The following is a 15,400-nucleotide window of genomic DNA, read 5'->3' on the forward strand; positions in this document are numbered from 1 at the left end:
GGACCGGCATCCACCGTTCGGTGGATGCCGGGGGTCGGCCGGATGCGCGGGGGATCGGGACCGGACGGGCGATCCGCTCCGGGGCCCGGGCGGACAGGCTTGTGGGCATGGCGATCGTCGAGGTCACAGAGCTCAGCAAGAGGTACGGCAAGCAGGTGGTCCTGGACCGGGTCTCCTTCTCCGTGGAGGAGGGGGAGGTCTTCGGGATCCTCGGGCCCAACGGGGCGGGCAAGACCACCGCCGTCGAGTGCGTGGAGGGCCTGCGGCGCCCCGACTCCGGGACCGTGCGGGTGCTCGGGCTGGACCCCGTGGGGCAGGGGACGGAGCTCCGGGAGCACATCGGGGTCCAGCTCCAGCACACGCAGCTGCCCGAGAACATCAAGGTGTGGGAGGCGCTGGACCTGTACGCCTCGTTCTACGCGAGGCCCCGCGACTGGCGGGAGCTGCTGGAGCGGTGGGGCCTCGCGGACAAGCGCGACGCCCGGTTCGCGAAGCTGTCCGGCGGGCAGAAGCAGCGCCTGTTCATCGCCCTGGCCCTGGTCGGGGACCCCAGGATCGCGTTCCTGGACGAGCTCACCACCGGGCTCGACCCCCAGGCCCGCCGGGCCACGTGGGAGCTGGTCAAGCGGGTGCGCGCCGAGGGCGTGACCGTGGTCCTGGTCAGCCACTTCATGGACGAGGTCGAGGAGCTGTGCGACAGGGTCGCGGTCTTCGACCGGGGCGGGGTCGTGGCCCTCGACAGCCCCGAGGGGCTGATCGACGGCGTCGACGCCGAGTACCGGATGAGCTTCCGGTTCATGGACGGGCAGGCCCCCGAGCCGGGCGGCCTGCTGGGGAGCCTCCCCGGGGTGGCCTCGGTGTCCCGCACCGGCGACCTGGTCGTCGTGGCCGGGCGGGGGGACTTCGCGACCGAGGTCACCGCGTCCCTGGCCCGGGAGCACGTGCTCGTCCGCGACCTGCGCATCGACAAGCGCACCCTGGACGACGCCTTCATCGCCCTGACCGGCCGCTCCCTCCAGGGCTGGCCTCCACCTCCGGGCCCGAGCGGCCCGGCCCCGAGAACGGAAGAACCGTCGTGAAGACGCTTGCCAAGCTCACCGTCGTCGAGACCAAGCTGCTCGTCCGCGAACCCGGAGCGGTGTTCGCCCTGGCCATCCCCCTCTTCATCCTCGTGGCCTTCGGCAGCGGGATCACGGAGGGCGACACCGTCCTGCTGCCGATGGCGGTGACGCTGGCGATCGGCATGGTCGGCCTCTACCTGCTCCCCACGACCCTGGCCTCCTACCGGGAGAGGGGCATCCTGCGCAGGCTCTCGGTGACCCCGGTCCGCCCCGGCAACCTGCTGGCCGTCCAGCTCCTGCTCCAGCTGGCCCTCACCGTGTTCGCGGTCTCCCTGCTGCTCGTCGCCGGCATCGGCCTCCTCGGGGCCCACGCGCCCGGGGCCGCGGGGTTCCTGGCGGCCTTCCTGGCCGGCACGGCCGCGATGTTCTCCGTCGGTCTGCTCATCGCCGCGCTCGCCCCCAACGGACGGTCCGCCAACGGCTTCGGCGTGCTGCTGTTCTTCCCTCTGGCCTACCTGGGCGGACTCATGCAGCCCGTCGAGCACATGCCCGATATCCTGGCGCTCGCCGGGGGGTACACCCCGATGGGCGCCCTGCGGCAGAGCCTCGACGACGCCTGGAGCGGTGGCGTCCCCGCGCCGCTGCCCCTGGTCACCATGGCCGCGTACGCCGTGGTCCTGGGCCTCGCCGCGGCCAGGTCCTTCCGCTGGGAGTGAGTATGGAGACGGTGTCCGAGCGCGACCTCGGGCTGCGGGAGGAGCGGCTGCGCCGCCACCTGGCCTCCGTGCCCTACGTCCTCCTGGCGGCCTCCACCCTCCTGACCCTGGTCACCCACGACCTCTCCCGGGCGCGGCTCATGGAGACGCTCGGCCTCGCGGCGCTCACGGCGGCCCTGTTGTGGGCGATGACCGCACTGAACCCGGACCCGGCCTCCCGCCCGGGGATGACGGCCGCCTCCGTCGCCGTACTGGTCGTCATGATCGCCGTGCTCAGCACCCGCAGTGTCTGGTTCGCGGGCTTCTTCGGCTTCACCGGCTACGTGTACTCCTGGCAGTTCCTGCGGGACCGGTGGAGGTTCGCGGGGGTGACGGCCACCGCCGCCGTCACGGTCGCCGCCTACATGGGCGGACTGCCCGATCCCACGCCCTCGTCGGTCCTCCTGTACCTGTTCTTCATCGCCGCCATGGTGGTCGTCGTCGCGGCGTTCAGCCTGCTCGGCGAGGTCACCACGGAGCACAGCGACGAGCGCGGGCGCATGGTGGAGCGGCTGCGGGAGACCATCCGGGAGAACGAGGGCCTCCACGCCCAGCTGCTGGTGCAGGCACGCGAGGCCGGGGCGCACGACGAGCGCGAGCGCATGGCCAGGGAGATCCACGACACCCTGGCCCAGGGGTTCGTCGGCATCATCGCGCAGCTCCAGGCGGCCGAGCGGGCCGAGGCCGGGGGAGGGGGCGGGAGCACGCCGGAGGGCGGCGGGACCGCAGGGAGCTCCGCCGGCGGGGCGGAGGGGGACCGTGCCGAGTGGCGGCTCCGGGTCGCCAACGCGATCCGCCTGGCCCGCGAGAACCTGGCGGAGGCGCGCAGGTCCGTGCACGCCCTGGGACCGGCGCCCCTGGAGGACACCCCGTTGCCCGAGGCCCTGGCCGGCCTCACGACCGAGTGGTCCCGGCTGAACGGTGTGCGCGCCGACTTCACCGCGACCGGACCGGTCCGCCCCCTGCACGGGGAGGTCGAGGCCGTCCTGCTCCGCACCTTCCAGGAGTCGCTGGCCAACGTGGCCAGGCACGCCCGGGCCGCCCGGGTCGGCGTGACCCTGTCGTACATGGAGGACCTGGTCGTCCTGGACGTGCGCGACGACGGTGCGGGCTTCGAGCCGCCCCCGGTCCCGGGGACCGACGGCCGGGGTCCGGACGGCGGGTTCGGCCTGACGTCGATGCGGCAGCGGGTGGGCCGCCTGGCGGGGACACTGGAGATCGAGTCCGAGCCCGGTTCCGGGACGGCGGTCTCCGCCTCCGTCCCGGCCGTTCCCAGGGAGGACCCCGGTGCGTGAGGCCCCCGTCCGCGTCCTGATCGCCGACGACCACCCCGTCGTCCGGGACGGCATCCGCGGCATGTTCGCCCGCGACCCGGGGTTCGAGGTCGTGGGGGAGGCCGCCGACGGCGCCCGTGCCGTCGAGCTCGCGCGGTCCCTGGAGCCCGACGTGGTCCTCATGGACCTGCGCATGCCGGGGACGGGCGGTGTGCACGCCATCCGCGAGCTGGCCCGGCTGGGACTCCCGGCCCGGGTCCTGGTCCTGACCACCTACGCGACCGACAGCGACGTCGGTCCCGCCATCGAGGCCGGGGCCACCGGATACCTCCTCAAGGACGCCCTGCCCGAGGAGCTGATGCGCGCCGTCCGCCTGGCCGCGCGCGGCGAGACCGTGCTCTCCCCGCTGGTGGCGACCCGGCTGGTCGGCCGCGTCCGCGAGCCCGCCGCGGCACTGAGCGACCGGGAACTGGAGATCCTGCGGCTCATCGCCGACGGCTCCACCAACAGGGAGGCGGCGGCCCGTCTGTTCATCAGCGAGGCCACGGTCAAGACCCACGTCCTGCACATCTACGGCAAGCTCGGCGTCAACGACCGGGCCGCCGCCGTCGCGGCGGGTTTCCGGCGCGGCCTGCTGGACCTGGGCGAGGGGTAGACCCCGGTTTCCCGGCAGACCCTGTGCGGTCCGGGCCGTGGGTCCGGGCGAGCAGTCGGCAGTGCCCCGGCCCGTCGGCATACTCGGACCGAGCCCTCCGCCGGGCGTGCGGGGCTGCCGGTCGGCGAACCCTCGGGGGTCGCGGGAGGGAGGGCCGTGCCCGTTAGGTGAACAGATGTGCGCGCGCCTGCGCGGCGGCGTGATCCGCGCCGATTCGGACGGGTGGCCGGGTCCGTAAGCGTTCGTCCTCAATGCACTTCCACCCCGGGTCGCAGATGCCTGCAAAAGCACCCATCTCCGCTGTGCACAAGGCGTAAAGCTCCGTTTTCTGTTTGCCATCGGGGCGTCTCCGGCAATGATCAGGGCGCACGCGGACATCACCGGCGACGCCGTGTCCTCCCCGTCCCCGAAAGCCCCGCAGCATCCGAGAGGCCGCACATGCTCCCTGCCATGACCCGAGCCGCACGCGAGGAGTTCCTCGCCGGAGTCCACGTGGGCGTCCTCGGCGTCGACGACCCCCGAGCGGGCGGCGCCCCGCTGGTCGTGCCGGTCTGGTACTCCTACGCCCCCGGCGGCGACGTGGTCGTGCAGACCGGCCGCGACTCCCTCAAGGCGCGCCTCATCGGCGCCGCGGGCAGGTTCAGCCTGTGCGCGCAACAGGAGGAGCCCCCCTACCGCTACGTCAGTGTGGAGGGGCCGGTCGTGGACGTCGCCGACCCCGCCGACCCGGACGAGCGCCGCGCCATCGCGGTCCGCTACCTGGGCGCGCGGGAGGCCGGGGACTACCTGGCCGCGACCTCCGGCCAACTCGACGACGACGTCACCTTCCGCATGTGCCCCGAACGCTGGCGGACGGCGGACTTCTCCTCTTTCGCCGCGTCGGTGTTCACCTGACGCCGGCACGACCTCGACTCGACGAGAGGAACCCCTCGTGACGAAGAGTCCGGCAACGCACGCCCCCTCCGAGGCGGACCTACGCGGTCCGGTCACCGACCACCTCCGCGACGCGCTCCTGCACGACATCTTCGCCACCTGGGCAGCCAGACAGCCGGGGGCCCCCGCCGTCCGCCACAGGGGGCGCGAACTCACCTACGGGGAGCTGGCCCGGCGCTCCCGGGACGTGGCCGCGGGCCTGCTGGCCGCCGGGGCGCGTCCCGGCGACGCGGTCGGCGTCTGCGGGCGCCGGTCCCCCGAGGCGCTCGTCGCCTTCCTCGGGGTCCTGCGCGCGGGCTGCGCCTACGTGCCGCTGGACCAGGACCACCCGCCCGCCCGCGTCAACGCGATGGCGGAGGACGCGGGCGTGCGCGTCGCGGTGGTCCTTCCGGGGGCGGTGTGCCGGGTGCGGCGCCTCGCCGCGCGGGTCGGGATCGAGGCCGACGCCGGGCCCGCGGCGGCCGGACCGCTCCCTCCGACGGGCGCCGCGGCCGGCGACTGCGCCTACGTCATGTTCACCTCGGGCTCCACCGGCCGGCCCAAGCCGGTCGCGGTGCCGCACCGGGGGGTCGTCCGCCTGGCGGTGTCCGACCCCCGCCTGCCCCGGCCCGGTCCGGGGGACCGGGTCCTGCACGGCTACGGCCTGTCCTCGGACGCCTCGACCATCGAGATCTGGTCGGCGCTGACGGGCGGCGCCTGCCTGGTCATCGCCGACCGGGAGGAACTGGTCTCCCCCGAGGCACTGCACCGGCGGCTGCGCGAGGACGCCGTCGACATCGCCTACCTCACCACGAGCGTCTTCCACCACGTCGCCCGGACGGACCCCGGGGCGTTCCGCGGCCTCGACTTCGTGTCGGCCGGGGGCGAGGCTATGGACCCGGACCTGGCCCGGGCCGTGCTGCGCGCCTGCCCGGACACCGAGGTCGTCAACTTCTACGGCCCCACCGAGAACACGGTGGTGTCCACGTTCCACAAGGTCCGCGGACTCGCGGACGGGGCGCGCTCGGTGCCCATCGGCCGACCGATCGCCAACTCCACCTGCCGCGTCGTGCGCGCCGACGGGACCACCGCCCCGGTCGGGGAGGAGGGCGAGCTGCTCGTCGGCGGCGCCGGCCTCGCGCTGGGCTACCTGGGCGACGCCGACCTGACCGCCGAGCGCTTCGTGGCGGCGCCCGACGGGAGCGGGGAGCGCCTCTACCGGACCGGCGACCGTGTGCTCCTGGGCGCGGACGGCGCCCTGGAGTACCGGGGCCGGATCGACCGCCAGCTGAAGATCCGGGGGCAGAGGATCGAACCCGACGAGGTCGAGGCGCGCCTGCGCGAACACCCCGACGTCGCCGAGGCCGTCGTGGAGGCCGGCGCCGCGCGCCTGACCGCCCACGTCACCCCGGCCGATCCCGGGCGCGGCGTCGACGTCGACGACCTGCGGGGCTTCTGCGCGGCCTGGCTGCCCCCGGCGGCCGTCCCCCGTGTGTTCCACCGGTGGGCGTCCTTCCCCGTCTCCTCGGCGGGCAAGGTCGACCGGGTCCTGCTCGCCGAGCGGTCCGCCCTCGCGGAGCGGTCCGCCCTCGCGGAGCGGTCCGCGGCCCCCGAACCGTGCGAGCCCGCGTCCCCCGGGCGGGAGGGCGGCGACGGGTCGCTGCGGGACGGTGTCGCCGCGGCCTGGCGGGAGACGCTGGGGGTGACGCCCCGTCCGGGGGACGACTTCTTCCGCATCGGCGGCGACTCGCTGCTGGCGGCGGAGGCGGTCAACCGCACCCGCGCCCTGCTCGGCATCGGCGCGGAGCACGGCAGCACCCTCGTCCGCTCCCTGATCGAGGGGCCGACGGTGGAGGAGTTCACCGCGGCCGTCCGGCGCGCCCGCGCCGGCGCACCCGCCGCACGTGAGCCCGGGGAGGCCACGGACTTCGGCGCCGAGGGGCGCCTCGGTTTCGCGCTGCCCGCACGGCGCGGCCCGGCCCCCGACCCGCGCGACCCCGCGGACGTGCTGGTCACCGGGGCCACCGGCTTCGTCGGCGCCTACCTGGTCGACCGGTTCCTCTCGCGCACCGGCGCACGGGTGCACTGCCCCGTCCGCGCCCGCGACCCCCGGCACGCCCGCCGCAGGGTGCTCGCCAACCTCGCCCGCTACGGGCTGCCGGCACGCGACCACGAGGAACGCCTCGTCTGTTTCCCCGCCGAACTGGAGGCCGACCGGCTCGGTCTGGCCGCCGGCCACGCGGCGGACCTGGCCGACCGGCTCGACCTGATCGTGCACTCCGGCGCCCAGGTCAACTTCATCTACCCCTACTCGGCCCTGCGGTCGGCCAACGTCGAGGGCACCCGCCGGATCGTGCGGCTGGCCGCGCCGCGCCGCGTACCCGTCCACTTCCTGTCCACGATCGCCGTCCTGGCCGGGTTCGGCAGCGCGGGTGTGGGCCTGGTGGGCGAGGAGACGCCCCTGGCCCACGCCGAACGCCTCACCCTGGGCTACGCCGAGAGCAAGTGGGTGGCCGAGCAGGTGCTGCGCGACGCCGCCGGGGCGGGGCTGCCGGTGACCGTCTACCGCCCCTACGAGATCACCGGGGACCGGCGCGGCGGGATCTGCAACACCGAGACCGCGATCTGCTCGATGTTCAAGATGATCGCCGAGACCGGCACGGCGCCCGACATCGACCTGCCGATGGACTTCGTGCCGGTGGACCACCTGGCCGACACCATCGCGCACGTGGCCACGGGCCCCTCCCCGGCGCGCGGGACCTACCACCTCACCAACCCGGCACCGGGCCGCCTGGCCGACGTCGTGCGGCGCATGCGCGCCGCCGGGTGCGAGATCACGACCCTGTCCTACGCGGAGTGGGTCGCCGAACTGGTGCGCCACGTCGCCGAGGACCCCACCAGCCCCACCGCGCCCTTCGTGTCGCTGTGCGTGGACCGGGGCCGGGGCACCGACCTGTCGGTCAAGGAGCTGTACCTGGAGGGGGTCTTCCCGCGCCTGGACCGGACCAACGCCGAGGCGGCCACGGCCGAGGCGGGACTGGCCTGCCCGCCGGTCGACGACGCCCTCATCGACCACTACCTGGACCACCTCTTCGGCTGCGGGTTCATGCGAAGGCCCAGGCCCACCGCCGCGGCCGGGGCCGACCGCCGGCTCGCGGAAGGGGGGAGGGCGTGATGGACGACGCCGCCGGCCTGCGGGCGGTCCTGCCACCGGTCCCCGAGGCGGAGACCGGCTCCCCGGGGTCCCCCTGCGCCTACGCCGCCCTGCGCGCCGACGGCCCGGTGACCCGCGCGCGGCTCCCCGAGGGCGATCCGGTCTGGCTGGTCAGCCGGCACGACGACGTGCGCCGGGCGCTCGCCGACCCCCGGCTGGTGCGCCCCGTCATCGCGACGTGGCCGCCGAGGGAGGGGGAGCAGTGGCCCCGCCGGGTCCTGACCCTGCTGGAGCTGAACGGCGCCGACCACGCCCGGGTGCGCGGCGCGGTCGCGCCCGCCTTCACACCCCGCCGCCTCCAGGACCTCGAGCCCCGTGTCCGGGCCCTGGCCGAGGACCTGACCGCCGACCTGGTACGGCAGGGGCCGCCGGGCGACCTGGTGGCGGGCTTCACCGAACCCTTCCCGCTGCGCGTGCTGTGCGCGTTCCTGGGCATCGACCACACGGGGTTCGCCGCCGTCGCCGAGCACATCGAGACCGTCCTGCAGGCCACCCGGGTCCCGCTCGGCAAGACCCTGGCCGCCCTGGACGCGCTGCGCGACCACGCCGCCGCACTGGTCGACGCCTGTGCGCGCGGGGGCGGCGACGGCCTGCTCGCCAGGCTGGCCGCCACCCCCGCCCACGAGGGCGGCCTCGGGCACGAGGACCTGGTCAGCGTGACCATCAGCATGCTCATGGCGGGCTACAGGACCAACGTCCAGCACTTCGGGGCCGCGCTGGTGACGCTCCTGGAGCGCCCCGGACTGGTCCGGCGCCTGCGGGAGCGGCCCGGGGAGATCCCCGGGGCGGTGGAGGAGCTGCTGCGCCACGTGCCGCTCATGAACGCCATCGTCGTCCTGGTCGCCACCGAGGACCTGGACATCGGTGGGCGGCGCATCCGTGAGGGGGAGGCGGTCATGCCGGTCATCGCCTCCGCCAACCGGGACGGCGACGCCTTCGAGCGCGCCGACGAGTTCGACCCCGGGCGGGACCCCAACCGCCACCTGGTCTTCGGCCGGGGACCGCACTACTGCCCGGGCGGCCACCTGACCCGCATGGAGCTGCGCATCGGACTGGAGACCCTGCTCGCCCGCCTGCCGGACCTGCGCCCGGCCGAGCCGACGGAGCGGCTCGCCTGGAACGAGGACTCGCCGCTGCGCGCACCGCTGCGGCTGCCCGTCCTCTGGTGAGGCCCGCACCCGATCCGACCGCCCACCGGAGGGAGACCACCGCCGTGACCACCACCGACCAGGCGCTGCCGCACTATCCGTTCAGCACCCGGGGAGACCGTCTGGCCGACGAGCTCCGAGGCACCTGCCCCGTCACGCGCGTGACCACCAACGCCGGACACGAGGCGTGGCTCGTCACCGGCTATCCCGAGGCGCGCCGGGTGCTGCGCGAGGAGCGGTTCCGCCGCTCCCGGGTGGCCGACGAGGGCAGCCCCGTCCAGGACGTCCCGGTCTTCGCGCCCGAACTGCTCGACGCCATGGCCTACCTGGGCAGGGCCGGCCTGCTGGAGGAGGCACGGCGCCTGCTGAGCGACCTGCCGGACCTGCCGGAGGAGGAGCTCCGCGCCGAGGCGCGACGGGGGCTGGAGGAGATGGTGGCGCAAGGGGCGCCGGGCGACCTCCAGCACCACTTCGCGGAGCGGGTGGCCGGGCCGGCGATGTGCCGCGTGATGGGGCTGCCCATCGGCGACCTGCCCCGCCTCAGGCACTGGGCCGACACCGACCTCACCATGCTCCTGCCGACCGAGGAGGTCCACCGCAACTGGGAGCAGCTGCGCGACCACCTGCTCGAACGGGCACAGCGATGTGACCCCGGCGCCCCGGGCCTCGTCCCCCGGCTCACGGCGATGAACACCGGGAGCGACGCGCTCACACCGCACCAGCTCGCCAACGTGCTCGGCGTCGTCTTCGTCGCCGGCTACGAGGACCTCGCCAGCTTCCTGGGCGGCGCCGCCTTCCACCTCGCCCGGATGCCCGGCGCCCTCGCCCAGATCCGCACCGACCCCGGAGCCGTCGAGGGGCACGTCGAGGAGCTGTTGCGCTACAGCGTCCTCATGGGCAATGCCCTGGCCCGGATCTGTACCGATGGCACGGAGCTGGGCGGACGGCGGCTGCGCACGGGGGACCTCGTGCTGGTCTCCACCGACGCCGCCAACTACGATCCCGCCACCTTCCCCGCCCCCGACGCCTACGACCCGTCCCGCCGCCCCAACCCGCACATGCGCTTCGGCCACGGTCCGCACTACTGCCCCGGGGCCAGGCTGACACGCCGGGTCGGGGCGCTCGCCCTGACCGAGCTGGCCCGTCTGGAGGGGCTGAGGCTCGCCGTTCCCCCGCAGGACGTCGAGTGGCACCCCGACCGGATGGCGATCATGCCCGCCGCCGTACCCGTCCTCTGGTGAGACCGGCCCCCACCCCGTGGACCGGCCGCCGACGAGCACCGGAACCGCCCCCGGACCCCGAGGAGTGTCCACCCGTGCAACGACCCCCGCCCGTACCGCGCAACGGCGGACCGGCCCCCGGCCCGGTCCGGCGCCCTCCGTCGACCGGGACACCCGGCCGCGCCCACCCGCAGAAGACCCCGGGGCAGGCCGAGGTCCTGTTCCCCGGCCTTCCCCGGCCCCGGACCGGGGGCGCCCCCGGTCCGCGGCCCGACACCACGACGGCGCCGGGGGTCAGCACGGACCGCCCGCGCCGGAGCCTGTGCCCGCAAGCCCACAAGTATCGGGGGATCCACTGATGGACACCACGGCCGCCACGTACGCACCGGCCCACCACGGCGTCACCGTGCGGCACAACTTCGAGACCGCGCACCGGCTGCCGCACCTGGGCGGCAAGTGCACGAACCTGCACGGCCACTCCTGGTGGGTCGAGGTGTCGGCGGTCGCCCCGGCCCTCGACTCCAGCACGGTGGTCGAGTTCGGGGCGTTCAAGGCCGAACTGCGCTCCTGGATCGACACCCACCTGGACCACGGGGCGATGCTCGGCGTCGACGACCCGCTGGCCAAGGTGCTGGCCGACCACGGCAGCAAGCTGTTCCGCTTCGGCGCCCCCCAGCCGCTCCCCGCCGAGGAGTTCGCGGCGAACCTGCCCCACCCGACGGTGGAGGCCGTGGCCGTGCTCCTGGGCCGGGTGGCGATGGACGTCCTGGTGGGGCTGGGCCACGCGCCCGGCGCCAGGATCGAGGGCGTCCGCGTGACGGAGACCCATGTGAACAGCGCCCTGTGGCGCGGCGGGAGCGCGTGAGCGGCCCGCCCCGAGCAGTCCAGAGCCCCCAGCGCGAACGAGGAGTCGGAGCCGTGACCACCAGCGCTACCGCAGCACCGTCCGACCGCCCCCTGCCCGCCTCTCCCGAACAGACAGCCGCCGAGCACGCCCGTGCCATGCTGGAGGCCCTCGGCATCCCCTGCACCGGCGAGTCCATGCACCGCACGCCCGAGCGGTACGTCCGGGCGATCGCGGAGATGACCCGCGGGCTGCGCCTGGACCCGGACCGCCACCTGGGCGTGCTGTTCCCGGCGGAGTCCACCAACCAGGGGATCATCGCGGCCGTGGACGTGCCGTTCGTGGCCCTGTGCGAGCACCACCTCCTGCCGTTCCCCGGCCGTGCCACGGTCGCCTACCTGCCGGCCCCGGGGGCGCGCATCGTCGGACTGTCCAAGCTGGCCCGTGTCCTGCAGGAGTACGCCGCCCGCCCCCAGGTGCAGGAGCGGATCGGCGAGCAGACGGTGGCCGCGCTCGACAAGAACCTGGACGTGCGGGGGGCGGCCTGCGTCATCCGGTCCCGGCACGCCTGCATGACCCTGCGCGGCGTGGAGGCGCACGGCGCCGCCATGCTCACCACACACCTGACCGGGGAGCTGGAGACCGATCCGGCGCTGCGGGCCCAGGTGCTCTCCTACGGGCCGTCGGAGGCGGTATAGCGACCCCCCGCTGAAGGCCCTGGTCGGAGGCGCCACTCCGACCGGGGCCTTCGGTGTGTCCGCGGTGCGCCGCGGCACGGCCGTCCCGGCGCGGGGCCGGCACGGGCGCGGTTCAGGACGGGGAGCCGGCGGACGCACCGCCCTTGCGGGCGACGATCGTCATGGTCTCCGGAGGGTGTCCGGGCTCCCCCCGGTCGGTGGTGGCGGAGTCGGGCCCGGGCATGTGGTGTGCCTCCACGCGCAGTCCCGCCGCGGCGAGCAGGCTCTCGACGCGCGCGGGGGGGAAGATCGTCAGGGCGTGACCGGACGTGGTGCGCCGCCACATCCCGCCTTCTTCCCGGGCGAAGTAGTCGATGCGCAGGTCGACCGCCTCCGTGCCCGACGTGGAGCGTTCGGCCCGGAAGACCGACATGCCGCCCTCGTGCTCGACCACCTTGGGCGCGCGGACGAGGGTCTCCACCCCGGCCCGGTCCATCATGTCGAAGACGAACAGGCCGCCCGGCGCCAGCACGCGTGCCGTGCTGCGGAAGGCGGCCGCCAACTCGTCCTCGTCGGCCAGGTAGTTGAGTACCGCGCCCGTGCTCAGCACCGCGTCGAAGGGGCCCAGAGGGGGCAGGTCACGGGCGTCGCCCACGACGAACTCCACTCGCTCGGCCCCGGGCTTGGCCCTGGCGACCTCCAGCATGCGCGCGGAGGAGTCCACCCCCGTGACCTCGAACCCGTCCTCGGCGAGCGGGATCGCGCCCTTGCCGGTGCCGCACCCCAGGTCCAGGAGCCGTCGGCCGGGCGTTCCGTGATGCCGGAGCGCGCGCCGACAGGTGGCGAGCAGGTCCGTGAGGTTGTGGTCCCTGGCCATGCGGTCGTAGGAGTCGGCCGCGACGTCGTAGTCGTTGTAGACGATCGTGTCCATGGGGGGAGTTGTTCCCGGAAAGCGGTCGGCGGGTGCGGCCGCGGTGCGGCTCCCGCCGTGCCCGCCCGGTCTTGTCCGGACTCAGGTGTTTCGTTCCGAGCTCCGACGCCGGATACGGGCATCCGATTCACGGGAAAGGGGCCTCGGAAGGGCAGGGGTCGGACGGTTTGCCGGGTGCCTTTCCCTCCTCCCGGAAGCGTGTCTCCGGAAACTGGGACCACATGACACACCCTCGTTGGAGGATGGTCGCTTTTTGCTCTTCCGGGTGTTGGGTCACGAGTTTCCCGGTGTGCCTCGGCGGGGCGGAGGGGGTCTTCCCGGAGTGGTCGGGGGCTGTGAGGGCGAAGCCCCCGAAGGAGGCTCTCGCCCGGTTCCACGGGTTATGTGCGTACCCGGGAAGGAGCGTCCCGCAGAGGAAAATCCACTGGGAATTCCTCCGTTGCGCGAATGCGGAGAGACGTTTCTCGGCGGGTGCGCGGCGGGTAGTAACCGATTGTCCTCCGAAACTGCAGGGAACGGCTCTTCGGTGTGGTGCTCCATCCCTCTTCATTGCGAAAGGCCGCATATGCCCTCCTCCTGTGTTCGTGTTCCCAGGGGTGGCGGCGCCCTCGCACCGGCGGCGTCCCGCACCGCACTCGGAGAGGCTTCCCGCGCACCGGGCGGGGTACGTCGATGAGCGCCCCCGACCCGTGTCGCGGCACCGTGCTGCGCGGGGCCGCACTGGTCCTGACGATGGACCCGGACATGGGCGAGGGGCCGCTCGGCACACTGGCGCACGCCGACGTCCTCATGGAGGACGGCGTGATCACGGCGGTCGGTCCCGACGTGCGCTGCGGTCCCGGCACGGAGGCCGTCGACGCGCGGGGACGCATCGTCCTCCCCGGGTTCGTCGACGCGCACACGCACCTGTGGCAGAGCGCCATCCGCGGACGCGGCGCCGAGCTGGGGTTCTACGACTGGTACGGAACGTGCGTGGGGCCGGCCCTTCCGGCGATCGGCCCAGAGGAGATGGACCGGTTCGTGCGGCTCTCCGCGGCCGACGCCCTCCAGTCGGGTGTGACCACCGTGGTCGACTGGGTGCCCGCCGTCGACTTCGCCGTGTCCGAGGCCTACGTGCGAGCGGTGGACGAGAGCGGACTGCGCTTCGTGCACGCCCCGTACCAGGAGCTGCCCGACATCGGCCTCGTCCGCAAGGTCGTACAGGACCTGGTGGCCCCGACCGCGCGGGGCACGGCGCAGGTGGGCTCGGCCGCCTGCCCGGGGTACGCGGACACGGTGCGCGCCCACGCCGACCTGGCCCGGGAACTGGGTGTGGGCCTCAACCTCCACCTGCTCGAACACCCCGACGACCGTGCGGACGACCCCGTCGGCATGCTCGAGGAGGCCGGCGCGCTGGGACCGCGCACGCTGCTCAACCACGTCATCCACATCACCGGCGCGGAACTGGACCTGCTCGCCCGCAGCGGCGCCGCCGTCGCCCACTGCCCCCTGAGCAACATGCGCCTGGCGACGGGGGTGATGCCGCTGCCCGAGTTCCGGAGGCGGGGGATCCGGGCCGGCCTGGGTCAGGACGGGGGCACCAACGACTGCGGGGACATGTTCGCCTCGATGAAGGCGGCCGTGGGGCTGCAGAGGGCCGTCTCCCTGGACGCCGGGGTGTATCCCGGACCCCGGGAGGCGTTGGCGATGGCCACCCTGGACGGCGCCCGGGCGATCGGGGAGGCCGATCGCCTCGGATCGCTCACACCCGGCAAACGCGCGGACGTGGTCGTGCTCGAACCGCGGGCGCTGAACTTCGCCCCACGCGGTGACTGGCCGGCGCAACTGGTCCTCAACGGTCGCCCGGACAACGTCACGGACGTGTACGTGGACGGGATACCGCGCAAGAGCGGGGGGATGCTGACCGGCGTGGACGCGCCCCGCCTGGTGGCGGACGCGGAGGCCGCGGCCGACCGGGTGTGGACCTGAGCAGGCGCCCCACGGCGCGGGACGCCTGCTCGGGCCGGCCCCGCACACGGGGCGGGGCGATCCGGGTCAGAGCCGTTCGGCCTCGACGAGCCACGCCGGGTCGCCCCCGGCCGAGGACGGGGCGTCGAGGGCCGAGGCGCGCATGCTCCTGACCCACCACCCGGCCGCGGACAGGGACGTGCGCAGCTCGTGTTCGGAGAGGCGGCGCAGACCGGGGGCGGACTCGGGGGCGCGGTCGGAGAGGCCGAGGAGGACGAGCCGGGTTCCGGGGTGGCTCACCCCGTGCAGTGCCTCCAGGTACAGGGAGCGTTCGGAATCGTCGAGGCAGTGGAAGTGCGCGATGTCCACGACGGTGGCGAAGTCGCCGACCGACGCATCGATCCGTGTGGCGTCCTCGACGCGGAAGTCCACGGACACCCCGGCCTCTCGCGCCCGCAGGGAGGCCTCCTCCACGGCGGTGGGGGAGACGTCGACGGCGACCACCCTGTGACCGTGGCGGGCGAGGTGGATGGCGTTGTCACCCAGCCCGCACCCGATCTCCAGCACCGGTGAGCGGATCCCTCCCTCGTCCTGGATCGCTACCAGCCCCCTCTGGGGGCCGGCGATGTCCCACGGAATGTCCTGGGGGCGTGCGGAGTCGTTCAGCCTGCTCCGGTAGAACACGTCGAAGTCGTTCTGGGTCATCGTTTCTCCGGTATTCATGAGGGTATTTCCCGGTCGAGTGGGGGGCGGCATTGTTGT

13 protein-coding genes are annotated in these 15,400 nt (G+C 74.2%); 11 read left to right on the forward strand and 2 right to left on the reverse strand.

Features of this window, described 5'->3' with window-relative positions; translation table 11 throughout:
- The first annotated feature begins 107 nt into the window (after positions 1-107).
- The 10 genes from ACWGL3_RS01525 to folE all read left to right on the forward strand — a co-directional run bounded on the left by ACWGL3_RS01525 (position 108) and on the right by folE (position 11,781).
- On the forward strand, positions 108-1,079 hold the full coding sequence (locus ACWGL3_RS01525; protein WP_452460653.1) for an ABC transporter ATP-binding protein: 972 nt from the start codon (positions 108-110) through the stop codon (positions 1,077-1,079).
- Positions 1,076-1,777: an ABC transporter permease gene (locus tag ACWGL3_RS01530; protein WP_452460654.1), complete on the forward strand. Its 702-nt coding sequence runs from the start codon at positions 1,076-1,078 to the stop codon at positions 1,775-1,777. Before ACWGL3_RS01525 ends, ACWGL3_RS01530 begins: the two co-directional genes overlap by 4 nt.
- A 2-nt stretch (positions 1,778-1,779) precedes the next feature.
- The gene (locus ACWGL3_RS01535) at positions 1,780-3,111 is read left to right on the forward strand and encodes a sensor histidine kinase (protein WP_452460655.1); all 1,332 of its coding nucleotides are present in this window, start codon (positions 1,780-1,782) and stop codon (positions 3,109-3,111) included.
- Entirely contained in the window at positions 3,104-3,745 is a 642-nt protein-coding gene (locus ACWGL3_RS01540; protein WP_267945180.1) for a response regulator, read from the forward strand. Before ACWGL3_RS01535 ends, ACWGL3_RS01540 begins: the two co-directional genes overlap by 8 nt.
- A 450-nt stretch (positions 3,746-4,195) precedes the next feature.
- A complete protein-coding gene (locus ACWGL3_RS01545; protein WP_267945179.1) occupies positions 4,196-4,639 on the forward strand; it encodes a pyridoxamine 5'-phosphate oxidase family protein in 444 nt (147 codons plus the stop codon).
- Between the two features lie 37 nt (positions 4,640-4,676).
- Positions 4,677-7,832 (forward strand): amino acid adenylation domain-containing protein, encoded by a 3,156-nt coding sequence (locus tag ACWGL3_RS01550; protein WP_452460656.1) that lies wholly within the window; start codon positions 4,677-4,679, stop codon positions 7,830-7,832.
- Entirely contained in the window at positions 7,832-9,040 is a 1,209-nt protein-coding gene (locus tag ACWGL3_RS01555) for a cytochrome P450 (protein ID WP_267945177.1), read from the forward strand. The genes ACWGL3_RS01550 and ACWGL3_RS01555 overlap by 1 nt, the downstream gene beginning before the upstream one ends.
- Before the next feature lie 44 nt (positions 9,041-9,084).
- Positions 9,085-10,260: a cytochrome P450 gene (locus ACWGL3_RS01560; RefSeq protein ID WP_452460657.1), complete on the forward strand. Its 1,176-nt coding sequence runs from the start codon at positions 9,085-9,087 to the stop codon at positions 10,258-10,260.
- 337 nt (positions 10,261-10,597) lie between these two features.
- Positions 10,598-11,104 (forward strand): 6-pyruvoyl trahydropterin synthase family protein, encoded by a 507-nt coding sequence (locus ACWGL3_RS01565; protein WP_267945175.1) that lies wholly within the window; start codon positions 10,598-10,600, stop codon positions 11,102-11,104.
- 53 nt (positions 11,105-11,157) lie between these two features.
- Positions 11,158-11,781: a GTP cyclohydrolase I gene (folE, locus tag ACWGL3_RS01570; protein WP_267945174.1), complete on the forward strand. Its 624-nt coding sequence runs from the start codon at positions 11,158-11,160 to the stop codon at positions 11,779-11,781.
- A gap of 112 nt (positions 11,782-11,893) precedes the next feature.
- On the opposite strand, the gene ACWGL3_RS01575 is transcribed toward folE, so the two are convergent.
- Positions 11,894-12,691 (reverse strand): class I SAM-dependent DNA methyltransferase, encoded by a 798-nt coding sequence (locus ACWGL3_RS01575; protein WP_452460658.1) that lies wholly within the window; start codon positions 12,689-12,691, stop codon positions 11,894-11,896.
- 672 nt (positions 12,692-13,363) lie between these two features.
- Here ACWGL3_RS01575 and ACWGL3_RS01580 point away from each other — a divergent pair.
- Entirely contained in the window at positions 13,364-14,659 is a 1,296-nt protein-coding gene (locus ACWGL3_RS01580; RefSeq protein WP_452460659.1) for an amidohydrolase family protein, read from the forward strand.
- 66 nt (positions 14,660-14,725) lie between these two features.
- Here the strand turns inward: ACWGL3_RS01580 and ACWGL3_RS01585 are convergent, their stop codons facing one another.
- Positions 14,726-15,343, reverse strand: a complete 618-nt coding sequence (locus tag ACWGL3_RS01585; RefSeq protein WP_267945171.1) for a class I SAM-dependent methyltransferase — start codon at positions 15,341-15,343, stop codon at positions 14,726-14,728.
- Positions 15,344-15,400: the final 57 nt, after the last annotated feature.

The sequence above is a fragment of the Nocardiopsis sp. NPDC055824 genome (assembly GCF_053616335.1).